The sequence below is a fragment of the Nocardia sp. NPDC047038 genome (assembly GCF_040644075.1).
Lineage (GTDB): Bacteria > Actinomycetota > Actinomycetes > Mycobacteriales > Mycobacteriaceae > Nocardia > Nocardia sichangensis.
Map to the genome: position 1 here is coordinate 785171 of NZ_JBEYVQ010000002.1, position 15529 is coordinate 800699.

At 66.5% G+C, this 15529-nt stretch carries 2 protein-coding genes (1 of these 2 only partly in view); both read right to left on the reverse strand.

Annotated elements, in window-relative coordinates; translation table 11 throughout:
• On the reverse strand, positions 1-13775 hold the beginning of the coding sequence (locus tag ABZ824_RS11790; protein WP_356963251.1) for a helix-turn-helix domain-containing protein. 14824 nt of this gene lie to the left of the window's left edge; only the first 13775 of its 28599 coding nucleotides appear in the window; it begins with the start codon at positions 13773-13775; the stop codon falls past the left edge of the window.
• Entirely contained in the window at positions 13775-15499 is a 1725-nt protein-coding gene (locus ABZ824_RS11795; RefSeq protein ID WP_356963252.1) for a hypothetical protein, read from the reverse strand. Before ABZ824_RS11795 ends, ABZ824_RS11790 begins: the two co-directional genes overlap by 1 nt.
• Between the last annotated feature and the right edge of the window lie 30 nt (positions 15500-15529).

Genomic DNA, 15529 nt, shown 5'->3' on the forward strand with positions numbered 1-15529 from the left:
ATCGTGGAACGCTTCGAGAGCCCGGCGGTTCCCGTGGGCAACGTCTGGATGACGATCGCTCCCGATACCTCGACCGTGGAGTTCCGAGGTGGTTCGCCGCCTTCCAGCGGTGGAGGCGGGACGGTTTCTTCAGTTGGCTGCGTCTGCGTTGCGCGGTTCCACGGCGTGGTTGAGGAGGTCGCGGTGGCGGGAGCGCTGGAATCGGGTACGGAGGTGGCTGAGTCGGCATCGCCGGTGCGTGACCGCTCGGCCGGTGTGTCGTTCGCGGCGGGCTCGGTTTCGGAGCTGGGACTACCGCTCCATGGGGTGGTCGGGCGAAGTTGCGCCGAACTCGTCTCCGCTGATGGTTCGGCGGCGACGACCGAGTCTCGTTCGGACAGCGGCTCCTCCGCGGCGGTCGCACCTGGTTCGGCCCAGGCCAACGCTTCCTCGGCCAGTTCGATCTCGTCGGGTGTCGGCATCTCCACCTCGCCGGGAACCGCCGCCCGGTTGCCGATCGGGTGCTCCAGGTGGTCGGCCCGGTGTGATTCCGGGACGCTGTCGAGATGGTCGTGGGCCAACTTGTCGAGACGCTGGGCTTCCGCATTCAACTCGTGGAACGAAACGGCGTGCGCAACCAGACTGGTGAGCTCCAGCGCTGCGCCGGCCCGGTCGGCATCCGCGGGCGAGGTTGCCTCGGCGATCATCTGCTCCAGCCGCGTGGCCACTTCGTCCGGGTCGAGACCGGGCGGAATCGCCAGCTCGTCGAGAACTTCGTCGCGCTTGCGCGTCAACTGCTCCGGCGGCGAGTCCGGCGTCAAGCCGCCCAGCAGCTCCGCGGTGTCCTCGGCGAGGTTGTCGCGCAACTCACGCGTCTGCTCACGCCGGGAATACGCGTGGACGGCGTCCGCGAGCCGCCCGGCGTGCGCATCCCAAACAGCTACCAGTTCGGCCTGCTCGATCACCGTATTCAGCTGCGGATACCGCTCCTCGGCGATCTGGAGCAGCCGTGCGTCCTCCGGCGACCGGTTATCGACCGGTCCGCTACTCGTCTCGAGGATCACCGCCTCGAGGCGCTGGGTCACTTCATCCGGGGTCGCGTCTTCGGGGATGCCCAGTTCTTCGCGCAATTCGTCGCGTTCGCGGGTCAGCTCGACCAATTCGGCCGGATCGACCTCCAGCAGTTCGGCTATGTCGTCGCGCTCCGCGCGCGCCTCATCACGCCGCGCCTCGGCCTCCGCAAGTTCCTGGCGCACCACCTCCAGCCGCTCGGGCCGGTCCCGTCCGGGCCTTCCGAGTGCCCAGGCGTCCAGTCCGACATCGTCGCCGTAGCCTGTGAGGGTGCCGGGGATGTCGTTTCGACGAGGCTTTTTCCGAGGGCGGCTCTCCATCGCGTCTTCGGGGCGCACCGGTCCCTGATACGGAGGTACCGAACGGGCACCGGGGCTCTCCGGTGGCGCATCACCACCCCACGGTGTCGGTCGGCGTGCGCCTTCCGCGTTCCCCGGCTGTCCGCCGCGGGAATCCCCTTGCTCCGCACCGGTCGCGAGCCTATGGCGTTGCGCTTCGAAAATATCTTGCAGCACCCCGGGGTGCCGCTCCGGCAGGCCCCAGAATCGGCGAGCAATGGCATAACTTGTCGCGTATTCCGCGATTAGGTTGGGGTTCGGCTGAGTCTGCGAGGCCAGCTCCACGGCACCGTGAACGGCACGATGGACATGCAGCGAGCTCTCATAGATGGGCATATTGAGCGGTCTGAGGTGTGACGGCACATAATCACCGGTCCCTCGGTGGTTCAGCCAGGCCCAGTCGAAGCCCGGGTCTCCGATCAGGCCCGTCCAACCTGTTATGGCGGTGATCCGCCCTCGTTCCACCCAGATGCTCTCTCTGCCGAGACGCCCGTGCAGCACCTCGAACTCGACCGGGATCATGAAGATCGCACGCTCGACCACCGCCGCGAACGGGTCTCGGGCGGGAATCTCCAGATCGGTGAACATATCGGCCCAGCCCGCTTGCCGCTGGCGCGCGAACTGACCGGTCCAGTCGTCGACGAGAAACCTCAGAAAACCCTCGGCGTCTCGGTCATCAGGGAACCCGGGGAGCCACTGTCGTAGTGGCTCCACCGGCACCTCGCCAAGCGCGCGCCGCAGCGCTTCGACACTGCGCAGCACCATGGCCCGGAGCCGATCGAACTGGAAATCGGATGGAATGGCGCCGGTCGGCCGCTGCTCGATGAGCACCGGTGTCGAAGAATCCAGAATCCGGCCGTCCGGTGCCCGAACGTCCGTCAGCAGGTGTAGGACTTTGCGGAACCGCTGGACGTGGTGCGGCATAAGCTGCCACAGCTGATGGTCGGGTACATGCGGTCGGCCTTCGGCTGTGGACGCGTCCGGGATGCGCACCGTGAAATCGCCGACCGTGGGATTTCCACTGCGGATCGCCGATTCGAACAGCACATAAGCCTCATATCGAGTCATCTCGTACCCGGAATCACCACCCAGGTACCGATACTCGGCCGCCGGCTCGACAACGCCCAGTGGCGGAGCGACTCCCTCGCGCTGCGCGAATGTGACACTGTGCCGGTCCGCGGCTTCGAGTACGCGGCGCCTGGTCTCCGGCGCGAATTTCCCTGCGCCTCTCAGCACCTTCTCGGCGGTGCTCTGACTGACGCCTGCCTCCCGAGCGACGTCCAGCGACGTGGCGGCCTGAAGCAGTCCTCGACTCGCGTAACTTTCCCGCAGCTCGGCGGGGACCTTCTGAGCCAGGAACTGGGCCACCCGGTACACCCGCATGTAGATCGTCTTGGGTTTGGTGCTTTGCGCGGCGGCCATCTCATTGACCGTTTGCCGTCGCACGAAGAACCGCTCGAAACTCTCCTCGTGGAGCGGGTCGAGTCCCGGTACATATGGCGCCAATACCTCAGGGTTGTGCTGCTGCGCTGCCCGCGTCAGCATCACCGCCTCATGGTCGGTGAACAGCGCCCCGCCGGTCAGCAACGTCCCCAAGGCCGGGACGATCTGGCGGTACAAGGTTTCCTTGAGCTTGCTGGGTGAAGTGCCCAGCGCCTTCGCCGTCTTCGTGGGCGGCGGCGTGCGGGGCAGCAGCAGGAGGGCGGCGATCGCACGCTGTCGCTCGGGAAGCATCTGAATATGCCGCTCGAGCTCGCCGGGATCCGCCTCCTGGACTGTCCGCCAGTGCTGTCGGCGCTCGGCATTCGGTCCGCCGGTGGCCAAACCGAGTTCGGCGGCGACCGCCTCGACCACACGCCGCGCGCTCCTGCGCTCCAACCTCCGAACTGTAGGGATCCCCCAGGAGGTCGGCATCGATTCGGCGATCTGCGCCGCCGTCTTGTCCTGCTCGAAACGCCAGATGAGCACCTTGCGGTAGTCGGACGGCAATTGGTGCACAGCATGCAGCACCATCGCGCGATCGGCTTTCGCCAGCAGGCCACCTCGCGGCCCCGCCTCGGCTTTCCGCGGACCTACGTAAGCGGCCCATATCCCATCCCGCAGCCGTTCGTACCTTCGGTGCTCGACCAGTACATTTCGCGCGATGACGCCGAGCCACTGCTCGATGTCCTGTCTCTCACCCAGTTGACCGATTCTGGCTGCGGCACGGGTGAACACCTCGTCGGTCAGTCCATCGGCCGCCGCTCGGTCGCCGTCCACCCTGGCCGACATCCACTGGGCTATCGGTTCGGTCAAGTGCGTACGCAACTGGTCGAACGCCGTGCTGTCGCCGTCGCGAGCCGCGCGTACCAGCGCGGGCATGTCGGCTGCCTCGCGGCCGCGGTCGCTCGGCGATGTTCCCGAACCGGTCTCTCCAACGCTTGCCTCGTCCGGTGCTCGGTCCGGTTCGGCACCCCGCCCTGGCTCCTTGAAGGCCCACGCCTCCGGGCCCACCCGGTCGCCAAAGGCGTTCATCAGGCCGGGATCGAATCGCTCGCGGTTGCGATTCGGGCGGTGGACCTCGAGTGCGTCGTCGGGGCGGACCACCGGGCTGGGTGCGCTCTGCGCGCGGGGTCGGTGAGGCGACGCCTTCGGCGGTGAAGTCGGCTCGGACTGTCCCTGTGGGGCGTTCGGTGGCGTAGCGATACGCGGATCAGGCGTACCGCTCTGCTGGGGTGCGGGTGGTGCGATGCGGGGATCGGGCGCCGTGCCTTGCTGCCAGGGGGTCGGGCTCGGTTTGTTCGGGCCGGCCGGCGCAGCGCCGTCGCCGTCCGCGTTCGGAGGCGGGGGAGGTATCAGGACCCCGTTCTCGTCGAACAGGGCGACCCAGGCCTTTCGTAGAATCGTGTCCAATCGCGCTGCGTTCGTGGCGCGCTCGATCGGCCGCAACTGGGCCACAGCCGGGTTGATCTCGATGATCGGGCCGCCGCTGTCCTTCGTCAGTACCAGCACCGTGTCGGTATTGAATTTCGTCAGCAATCGCACGATCGCGGTCGCCTTGGCGGGCATCTGGTCGACGAGGTCGAAAGCCTCGGTCAACGAATCGAGCTGATGCAGGTTCTGGTCGCCCACCGCCCGCGCGAGGTCTCCTCGGGAGTAAATGGGGCTGGTATCCCGCACTCCGGTGGGAATGGTGACGACCTGTCGTCCGTAGCGGTCGTTGACCACCTGGAATGCCAGTCGCGCCTCTTCTGGCTGGATGATGAATTCGGCACGCTCACCAGGTGGCGTTCCGCGCAGAGCGGACGGATCGGTGTGCCTCGGCGCGAGTGCCCGGCCGGCGCGGTCGCGCTCGGCGCGCAAGTCGTCGCGCCGACGCGTCAGCTCGGCGACAGCGGCGGGGGAAAGGTCCGGGTCGGCGAGCCGATGATCCAAGCCGAGGACCGCCAGCTCCAGTGTGAGCCAACGGTGGGCGAGTGCGTCGAGTCGAGCTTTGTCGGCGGCCAGCCGCTCGTGCTCGGGCGTCCCCGGTTGGGATTCCCCGAGCTGGACGTACGCGGCCAGTCGTTCTCGGGGTACATCGGTTTGCGGTGGACCGTCTTGTGCCGCGAACTCGGCCGGTCCAGCCTCCACATCGTTCTGCTGGGGCGGGCCCAACACTGTTTGCATCTGGGTAACCCGGGTGTCGGCTGAGTGATAGCGGTTCACCGCTTCGGTCGCCATCCGGATCTGCGTGGACAGGTCCGGATAGACCTGCCCGCTCGCCGCGTTGTTCGCGTCCATCAACGCGGCCAGCCACTCCTTCGCGATATTGAAGTGGTGGACCAGCAGCGTGAGGCGTTCTCGGGGAACGGTCGTATTCGTCTGCCGCATCGCGGCCACCAATTCATCGAGGTGGCCGAGCATGTGCTGCAACTTCCGATTACGTGCCCTGTCCGCGTCCGTCGCCGCAGTGTCTTCGGTGGCGGCATCGAGTTCGGCCGCGATGCCTTCGCGCACCAGCCGGAGCGCGTCCAGGTCGACAGTGGACAGTAGGCTGAAGAAACCGAGACTCGGCCGGCCCTCCGTCGGCGCGTCGCGCAACTCGGCCAACACTTGCTCGACCCGATCGTCAGCCGCTCGGTGACGGTTCACGGCTTCCGCCGCAAGCCGTTTCTGGTCCTCGAGTCCCGGGTGCACTCGGCCGTCGGTGGCGTGGTGTGCGTCCATCAGGGCCGCCAGCCACTCCGCGGCGGCGTGGAAATGGTGGACCAGCGGGCGGAGTCGATCCGGTGCGACGGTCCCGTCCGTTCGTCCCAGCACCGCGCGCAGCTCGTCGAGGTGCCCGAGCATGTCGTCCAGTCTCCGGAAGCGGGCCACGTCGGCAGGTTCCGCGCCCACACCCGTATCGAGGATGGCGGCATCACGTTCGGCCGCGACGCCCTCGCGAACCAACTCCAGCAGTCCGGGATCGACGGAGGCGAGCAACTGCTGCACCAAAGATCCGCCCGATTGAGCAGTCGCATCCACAGGTGTATCAGGAGGGTTCGTAGCTGAATGGGATCCGCGACCCGCCTCAGTCGTGTGAACTGGGAGTGCGGGCGCTGATGGAAATTCTGCTCTTTTGACAGCGGTTATTTCGTACCAGTCGTCCGGACGCTCCGACGAGAAAATGTCTTCCTTGCCGATTCGGAATTCGATCTGTCCGAACCCCGCTTCTTCGAGTCTGTGGATGGTGGCGCCGCGGGCGGACGCATGTGTCAGGTTCCTGATGCCCGGGCTCATCATCAGCTTGCCGCCAGGTTTCAGGACCCGGTTTACTTCGGTCATCGCGCCGGGCGACTCCAGGAGCACCGCCATCGGTGCCCGTTCCAGATAGACGACGTCGAAAACAGAATCCGGGATGGCGGACAGATCACGGACATCCGCGACGATATCCGGCTGGACCTGTGCAGCGATATTGACGAAAACCTCGCCGGGCTCGGCCAGCCGATAGGTGTGACCGCCGCCGACCACGAGCCGTGCCTCGACACCGGATCCCTGGATATCGCTCAGTAGTGCGGGCAGATCGGATGCGGGTTCGCTCCGAAGCCGATCCCGGCTACCCTTCCCGTCCGCATCGGTGCGCGCGGCGCCTTCTGGTCCATGCTCCGCGTAGCGGTTGTCCATGTCCCGGATCTGGCGCATTTCTCGGACACGCTGCGCCCGAAGGTCTTCGTGCCCGTCCGCGTCTTCCGGTGGCAGTCCCGCCTGTTCCCGGACCATGCGCACCAGTTGCTCTCGACGATCGCCGACATCGGCTCGGCTGCGCTGGTCGGCCGCAGGATCGGGGGCAGACGGCGAGAGTTCCGAGTGAGCGGTGCCCTCGTTTGTGTCGGCTGGCGCAGTGGCCGACGGTTCGTCCTCAGCGGCGGCCCGGGCAGGCGGTACGGCCGAATAGTCGCGGCCCAGCGGATCGTCCTCGTTGTGATGGAAGACGCGGTGGTCGAGCCCGACTCTGCGTCCGATGCGCTGGTTGCGGCCGGGGCGATCGAATATCGCATCGGGATCGACGTCGTCGTAGAAATACAGTGGTGCGTCGGGAGAGGGCGCGCCACCGCCTCGGGCCTGCCGATCCGGCGGGGATACCTCCCGGTCGTCGCGCTGCTCGGGCTCGGTGCTCTCCGCTGTCTCGCTGGTGGATGCACGCTCTTCGGACTCGTCCTGGTCGGCTGGGTCGGGCCGGTCGAATACCGCACGCAGCACGCCGCTCGCCTGCTGGAGTATCCCGCCTGCGTCGGCGATACCTATGCCCAACTCCTCGGCGGCGTCGGGCAGCGGAACTTCTTGAAGGAAGACCAGTTCGACCAGACGTTCAGCAGTACTCGGATTCGGGAGGTCAGCTAGAGCCGAACGAATCACACTCGAGAACTCGCTGTCGATGGTGGCGAGCGTAGGGTCGGGCTCGCCCGCCGTGCCCGGATCCGTGTCGCGGTCGGCGATATCGAGGGACCGATCCTCTCCCTTCTCCGATGCATTGAAGGACGTGGTTTTCCCGTGAATTATCTGCTGTGCGAAGGAGACTTCGGCGGGTGTCAGATCGAGTGCGCGTGCGACCTCGCCCTTCTCGGGCATGTACCCCGGATTGCCTTCGCTTCGTTTGTTGACATAGGTATAGACCCTGATCACCTGCAGACGTGTCGGTCTGTCGAGGTTCGGGAATCTAGATTCGAAGTACGCACTCAGCATCGCCCCGCGAGCCGAACGCCAGGCATGGGCAGCGAATGGAGGTCCGCCCGGTACATGGTTTGTGATCGCGCCCCGGATAGCGAGGCGGAAGCGTTGCGTGAGGTCTTCTCTGGATTCGGGTAATGTCCGCCAGCGATGAGCGGCGGCGTGTGCGATCCAGTCGTATTGCTCCCAGATTCGGTTGCGAATGACCAATTCTTCAGCTGAGCCCGGCGCAGTATCGATGAGATCCCAGAAAATAGACTCATCCGCTCGGTCTTCGAGTGATTCGCCAGGTTGGTGTTCAGGCTGAATGAATATCTCGATCGCGGATCGCGTAATTCCCCAGGGAATATTGGTCGCGAAACGGAATCTCCGCACGAAGTCGAGCGTGACCGTTCCGCCGTTCTCCACTGACGACACGGTCCAAGTGGTGCGGCCGATGCGCTGAGCAAGTTCGGACCGAGAGAGTTCGCGGAAGATGCGAACCGCCTTGACCCAATCCCCGATCGCCGGGTAGTCGCCTGGAAGCGGAGTTGTTTCTCTGAAGTAATCTACAGCGCGGGTTTCGAACCGCGTCAGGGCTGTTCGAACGACGTCGTAAGGGATTCCGAGAGCGTCCACTATCTCGCGCAGTAACTTGATCCCGACTGGGCGATCGCTATCCTCCGTCATCCACACTAGAATGCGGGGGCGCTCAATGCTGTCGGCGAGCTCTTGCACGCTCCATCCACGGCGTTGTCGAATTTCCTTGATCCATTCGCCCAACGTCCGGAATTCTGGGTCGTCCGGGTTGGGAATGGTGAAACTTTGCTCGGCGGATCGGAGGGCGTCTTCAGAGATTCCCACGGCTGCACCGAAGGCCCGCAGGAATTCGGCAGTGATTGGTCCGCCGTTTTCTGCTCGCCAGACCGTCGACTCACCGCGAGCCATGTGCCGGGCAAGCTCTTCCTGACTCCAACCCCGGCGCTGGCGGTTGGCCTTCAGCCAGTCACCCAGCGACCGGTATTCGGGGTTGGTCGGGTCTGGAGCCGAGTCGCTGAAATGGTGCTCGAGCCGAGGAATGAAGCGCCGAACAGCGGACAACAGCGTGGCGTCGGAGATGGCGAGGGCTGTACCGACAGACCGCAAGTGGTCGGGGGTGACTTGTCTACGGCCGTCCTCCGCGCTCATTACCGTGAAAACCGATCGATCTGCCCGATCGGCGAGTTCTTGCTGAGTCCATTCATGGTGTGTGCGGACGGCCTCGAGCCAGTCTCCTATCGACTGGAATGCGGAGTCGGTCGGGTCTGGGACAGGTTCGCGGAAATGATCCGCCAGCCTGGGCACGAAGCGTAGGACAGCGGACAGAATCGTGGGTTCCGGTATGCCGAGCCCCTCCCGGAATGCGCCCAGGTAATCTGATGTGACGCGGCGTCCGCTTTCGGCGTTCCGAACGGCACCGAGGCTTCGTCCGATACGCTCGGTGAGCTGCTGCTGAGTCAGCTCACGATGATGACGAATAGCGGTGAGCCAGTCGCTGATCGACTGGTATTCGAGATCGGCCGGGTCGGGGGCGGTGAAGTATTGCTCGACATATTGCAGCGTTTCGTCCGGTATGCCGAGCGTCTCGCCGAATGCCCGTCGGTAATGCGAGGTGACGTTTCCGCCGTTCTCCACGGTTGTGACAGTTCCGCGATCGACGTTCATACGCTCGGCGAGCTGGACAACGGACAGGTTGTGGCGCATGCGGTTGGCTCTGTACCAGTCGCCGATCGTCCGGTATCTGGGGTCGGCCGGGGTCGGAGTCGATTCGAGGAAATGATCGGCGAGTTCGGGCGTGAAGTGCTGGACGGCGGAACGCAGGTCGTTGTCGGATATGCCGAGGGCTTCACTGACGGCCCGGAGGTAATCGGAGGTGACGCTACCGCCGTTCTCTGTTCGCACCACGTTGCTTTGAGCGCCATTCAGGCGGTCGGCCAATTGTTGGAGAGTGAGACTGCGGTACTGGCGGTAAGCCTTGAGCCAGTCTCCGATCGACTGGAGCATCGGATCGGTCAGGTCGGGGGGTGATATGCCCAGACGCTGTGCCATGTGGGGTTCGAACCGTTGAACGGCTGTCAGCAGCGTGGTTTCAGGTATGTCGAGGGCGTCTCCGAGGTCGCGCAGGAGACTGGGCGTGATGCGCCGCCCATTTTCTGCATTGCGCGGAGCCTCCCTGTTCCGGCCCATGAGATCGGCGACTTCTTCTCGAGTCAGCCTCCGATGCTCCCGGACGGCCTTGAGCCAGTCTCCTATCGACTCGAACTGGGCCTCGGTCGGGTCCGGAACAGGCTCGCTCTGTCCCTTCTCGGCCTGTGTTTCGCGTCCATGCGTGGACTCGGTCGCGACCGGCACTTCGGATTCCGCCGTGCTGGCTTGTTCGGTGGCCTGCTCATCCTGGGGGAAGCTTTCGCTTGGGAGTCGACTATCCGCGGGATCGCCGATTTGATCGTCGGAGGTCGCTGGAGGGTCACTTTCCGCGTCGGGCGTCTGATCGCCGTCCGTGTGGGCTGGCGCGGTCGCGCTCTCGGTTGTGGTTTCGGAGCCTGGGGCACCGGGGCGCCCTCCGTTCGGTGAGTTGTCCGCCTCAATGGAATCGAGGTCGTCACCACGTGGCCCATGCAATTCGAACCAGGTGGACTTGCCGTCTTCGTGCGTGGTGGCCCCGTGGGCGTCCGACATCATGGCGACGAATTCGCCGCCGCGGCCACGTTCGGCATCCCAGTCCGGCATGCCGGTTCGCTCCGGAACGACTGTGCTGTCGTCGGTGACGGTGAATCGGGTTTTGCGGGTGTCGTCGGCATCCGTTGCCGTGGCGACGACCGCGACCTTGCCCTCGGTCCACCGCAGGGCATTCGCCACCATCTCCGAAATCAGCAGTTCCGCGGTTTCGATCTGGACTTCGGTGAGCCAGGGGAGCTTCTGCGGCAGCGACCTCACCCATCGCCGGGTCTTCGCGGCGGGGGCGACTCGTGGGCCTTCGTCACCGATCTCGCCGATCGCTTCGCCGACATCGCGGACCACGAACTCCTCGTGGGCCGGCGGTGCGGACGGTTGGTTGCGCGGCTTCGGCTTCGGCTTCGGCTGCGGCTGCGGCGTCGGCTTCGGGACCGGCGCCGGTGGCTCGGGTGACGGCTGTGGTGGTTCGGGTGGGGGCGGGGGTGGTTGTTGTTTGCGCGTACGTTTGCGCCGTTTGGGTTCGTCTGGATCGGCACCCATTCGGGTGACCAGGCGCTTCCGCTCCGTCTTCTTCGGCGGTGGGGCAGGTTGCAGGTGTGGGACTCCGCCGACGGCCGGCAGGCGGCTGGGGTCGTCGCTGTATTCGAGAGAATGCGGGTTCAGTTGCGGGGCAGCGGGTTTCTGGGGCGCGCCGGGAGCATCGGGGCTCGGTTCGGTCGCGTACCGGGATGGCATCGAGAGTGAGTCGGGCGTTTTGCCGAGCCCGGCGTCCAGATTCGTTTCCGGCGCGGCCATATGGCGATCCGACAGGGGGTTGGTGATATCTGGAGCGCGCGGTGAGGTGGGACCAGGGGTGTTCTCGGGGTCGTCGGGGTTTTGGACGAGGCGCCCCAAGCCGACGGAATCGTTGGGCAGGGGAGTCAAAGAGGGGGTATGCGGTATGACGGGTATCGCGTCGGCGGGTGGTTCGTCCTCCAGCGGGTAGGAGACGCCGGGGATGACTACGTAATCCCCGGCGGGCTTCTTCTGGACACTGTGTTCCCGCGGGTCTTGTTGGACGCTGTGCTCTCGGGGGTCCTTTTGGATGTTGTGTTCCCGGGGGTCGTCCACGACGGTGCCCGGTGGGGTGGGGAACTCTTCTGGATCGGCGTCGGGTTCGTCGTCGCCCGGTCGGCCGGTTGCGGCCGCCGGGGCTGTCGCGGCGGAGTGGGGAGTCTCTCCGGGATCGGTCGGCAGGAATCCCGTTGGCGAAGTCGATGCTGTCGGCGAGTTCGTCCGAGCGACAGAGCTTCCCAGATCCGCTGACGGAAATCCTGCCGCCGGCGCCGATGCCGTCGGCGCGTTCGTGTGGGCGGTAGGGCTGTTGGCATTCGGTGTGTGGCCCGCCAGTGGTGCCGCGAGCGGGCTGGTGCCGCCCGAACTGCGCGTGCCGCTGGACGCTGTCGGCCCAACAGGCGGTCTCGGCTCGCCGGTGTGCGAGGTATTGCTCGCCGCCGGGGCGCCGGCTGCTGGGGATGCGGTCGACGGGGGAACGGGATTTCGCGGCTCCGCCGTGGCGGAGGCATACCCTGCGGGGTCGGTGTCCGGTGTCGGAGCACTGGCCTGTGCGACCGGATTCTGCGTATCGGAACCAACAGGTGTCGCGGGCGCGGCATCCGGAACGGACAGTGCGTGCCCCGCCACGGCGTCTGCCGTTCCGGTGTGCGTCGAGGGCGGTGGTGTGGTGTCCGCGGCCGGTATCGGCGCTTCCACCGATGGTGCGGCGGTATCCGCACTCGCTGGTAGTGAAGTCTGAGCCAGCTCCGCTTCCAGCTTGGCGATCTCCGCGTCGAAATCGACCCTGTGCAGCGGCTGTCCCTCGTGGGTGGTCGCGCCCTCGTCCAGTGTGCCACCGGTCGGTCGGGGTCCCGCCATGTCCGGAGAGGCGTTGCCCGCCGACTGTTCCGGCGCGACCAAGTACATCTCTCCGGCAGGTCCGTGTTCGACCATGAGTGGGCTCGGGTAAGAACTGCTGCCGTCGTCGAGAAGGACTTCCGTGCCCGGCCGGGTAGCGGACCCTTCGGCGGTCACATTCATTCCCCGCTGCTCCGGGCGCACCTGAGGATCGCTGATCTGTGCCTGGCGGGTCGGCATCGGTGTGGCCGAACCGCCTTCGGGATGGGCGGCCACCGCGACACCGCCTCGTGTGGTCTCGGTCATGTTCCAGCCGGACCATCCGGTGCCGCCACCGCGCGACGACGAAGGCGACGACCCTCCCGACGGGTAGTCGGGCGTGCTCCTAGGTGCGATTCCGCCGCCGCCGTCCAGCGACTGGCCAGGGTCCTCGCCGCGTAGGATTCGGGCGATGGCGTCGTCGACCATGTCGCGGAGGATCTGATCGCCCTCCGCCATCCTCGCCTCGGACAGGTTCTCGGGCCGGTCCATCGAACCATCGCCGGACTCGGGATGCCTCGCTCGCGGTGCGTCCACGTCACTGGTGGTGGACGTGGACTCGGGCGTCGCCGTCTGTGTCTGCGGCGGACGACCATCCCCGGGCGCGGAAATTCTGGCCGATGGCGCCGCGTCGGGGGGCGGCCCCGAATCGAGAGAGGGCACCGGTTCGGTCGAACTCGCGGTCGCCCCGGCCCGCCCGGCGCGCACCCCCGCCCCGATCCCCCCGACGAGGCCGGAGCCGAAACCCGTCCACACCATGGTAGCCAGGTCCTTGCCGCGCAGGTCGCCGCCCGTCAACCCCCACGCCGTCAGCCCACCCGCCAGACCACCGGCGATACCGCCCACGCCGCCGGCCGCCACGGTACCCAGCACACGCCCGCCCGCTTTGATCGCGAAGGGCGCGACGCGACGACCGACCTCGACACCGACCAGACCACCGACGGCGCCTGCCGCGGCTCCGATCCTGACCTTCTGCCAATCCACCTTCTCGCGGTGGCCCTGTGCGATCTGGACACGTTGTGCGACATAGGGCACTCCGCCGCCGATCACCGTCCCGAAGAACACACCCTTCGTAGCCAGCATCAGTCGCGGGTGCTCCGCGACGAACCGTGCGGCCCTGCTCAATATGGTCAGTACCAAGTCGCGCTGCGCGAGTTCCATCCCCACCCTGGCCTCGGCGCGATCGGAGATCGCCTTCACGATGCTGCCGGGCGGCGGCATGGCCATGTCGATGATCACCTGGGCCAGCAGCGCTCCCGCGATACCGATGATGACGTACTGTTCGTACTCGATGGCCGTGGCGCTGTCGTACAACTGCCTGGCCATCGAGTTGTTGAACTCGATCTGCGCATGGATCTGGTCGAGGATCTTGCGGTACTGCTTCTGTATTTCCGTACCGGTCTCGCCCTCGACCGCCTCGTCCAACCGCTCCAACGCCGCTTGGAGCCGATGCGCCACCGGCATCAGCGCGTTCGCCGCGTCCGACCAGGCGTCGGCATCGCGCCGCATCGCCTCCGGGTCCCCCTCCGGAAAGTGCCCCAGCACCATGCTGGTCAGCCAGTCGGGGAAATAGTCCGGGATCTGCACCATCAGGCGCTCGATTGTCCGCGGGCGTGCTCGATGACCAACCGGTGCAGTATTTTCGCGGGCCCGCAGGCGCGGTCGCCGCGCAGTTCGACTTCGGTGAACGCTTCCACCACCGCCGCACGGGGATCGAAAAGGCCACCGGAGAAGCACGCGCGGATCAGCTGGGCGCGCCACTCCCGGTAACCGCGCACGATCGCGGCCAGCGTGTCGCCGCGATCCCAAGGCCCGCTGATGCGCCGGTACTCCATGAGCAGCGACCGGTGCGCCGACTGCCGCACATGGAGGCCGGAGGCCGCTTCGAGTATTCGGCCGAGGTCGCGAACGATGGTCGAATACATCGGGCGGTCCGCGGATCCGGCTACGCGCTCGCCCGAGCCAGCCGCGGCCTCGACCTTTTCGGCGAGGAGTACTGGATTGGCCACCGCTACCCGGTCCAGCAGAATCCACCCGCCGGTGACCGCGTCCGCTGTGTCGTCGGGCGCGCGATTCGGCACCACGCGCGACACCGTGCCATCCCGCAGGTCGGTGATCTCGATCCCGGCCGGCCGAATGAAAGGATATTTGCCGAGGATGCCGTCGACGGCCGCCGAGATCTCGTCGACCGTAGGTTTCGACACACCGGAGTCTTCGAATCCGGCGATCCGGAGGCCGTGGCGAGCGGCCAGCGCCCGCGCGGCGGCCACGGCATCCGGGTCCGTCCGTACCCGGGAGTGCTTCGCTTCCGCCGGTGCCGGTTTCGGCTTGCGCGCTTTCGGGTCCTTGCCGGGTTTCGCCGCGTCGGGCCTCGGCCGCTTGCGGCGTGGCGGGAAGGCCTGATTCTGTGCCGGACCGCCCGGGCTGCGCGACCACGGCGTGCCGGATGTGTTTCGCATCCATGGCGAATCAGCGGGCGGCCTCGTCCATCGGGTCTCCGGCGTACGCGGGACGGCCGCGGGTCCGGACGCGCCGGGCTTGGATGTCGCGGCAGGGGATGGTTCGGCGGCGGTAGGTGTGGCAGTGGCCGGTGATGTCGGGTTTCGCGCGGCGTCTCGTGCCGTTGGCGTCGCTCGGTCCTGGACGGAAGGTGTCGAGGGGAAGTCGGCGGACGGCTCCCGCCCGGACGAGTCGGGAGTACCGGCCGGGCCGTAGTCGCCGGGGTTCGTCGAGCCGGGCGCGATCGGGTTGCTGGTCGGTTGATAGCCGGGCTGTCCTGTTCCACGTGCGGCAGTAGGGCCACTCGCCGTAGCGGTAGGGTTGGCGACCTTGGTGGCGGGGTTGTCGGCTTGGGCGGTGGGGTTGTCCGCCGAGGTGGGCGCAGTGGTGTCGCCGGCGGATCCCGGCTCGGTGTTCGGCGTGGAGCCGGACTGCGACGGCACCGGACTCCGCGACTGCGGCTGGCCGTAAGGAGTGTTGCTGACCGGCACGGAGTCGAACGGGTCCTGCTGGCGGAGCTGGGAGCCGCTGTTGTGGTCCTGGTCGTGCAGCGCCTCGCCCGCGTCGGCGACGCTGCTGCTCATCCCGTGCAGATTGTGGACCAGGTTCTCGAAGCCGGTGATCCCTTTTTCGGACGCCGGCTCGTAGCTGTCGCCGAAGGCCCGGCCCGGCTCGTCGTCGCCCCAACATTTGCCCTCGGCGGCGAGTCTTTCCTTCAGGCGCGCCAGTTCTCCTTGCGCGGCGTCGGCAATGGCGGCCAGTTCAGGAGTGACGGCTCGCAGCAGGTCCGTGTCCACCCGCAACGATTGAGCCATGTCCCGGTAAACCCTTCACCTGCGTCAACG

Bases quoted from the DNA above. Each gene is read 5' to 3' on its own strand.
- ABZ824_RS11795 (WP_356963252.1), bottom strand. From the start codon at position 15,499: ATGGCTCAATCGTTGCGGGTGGACACGGACCTGCTGCGAGCCGTCACT.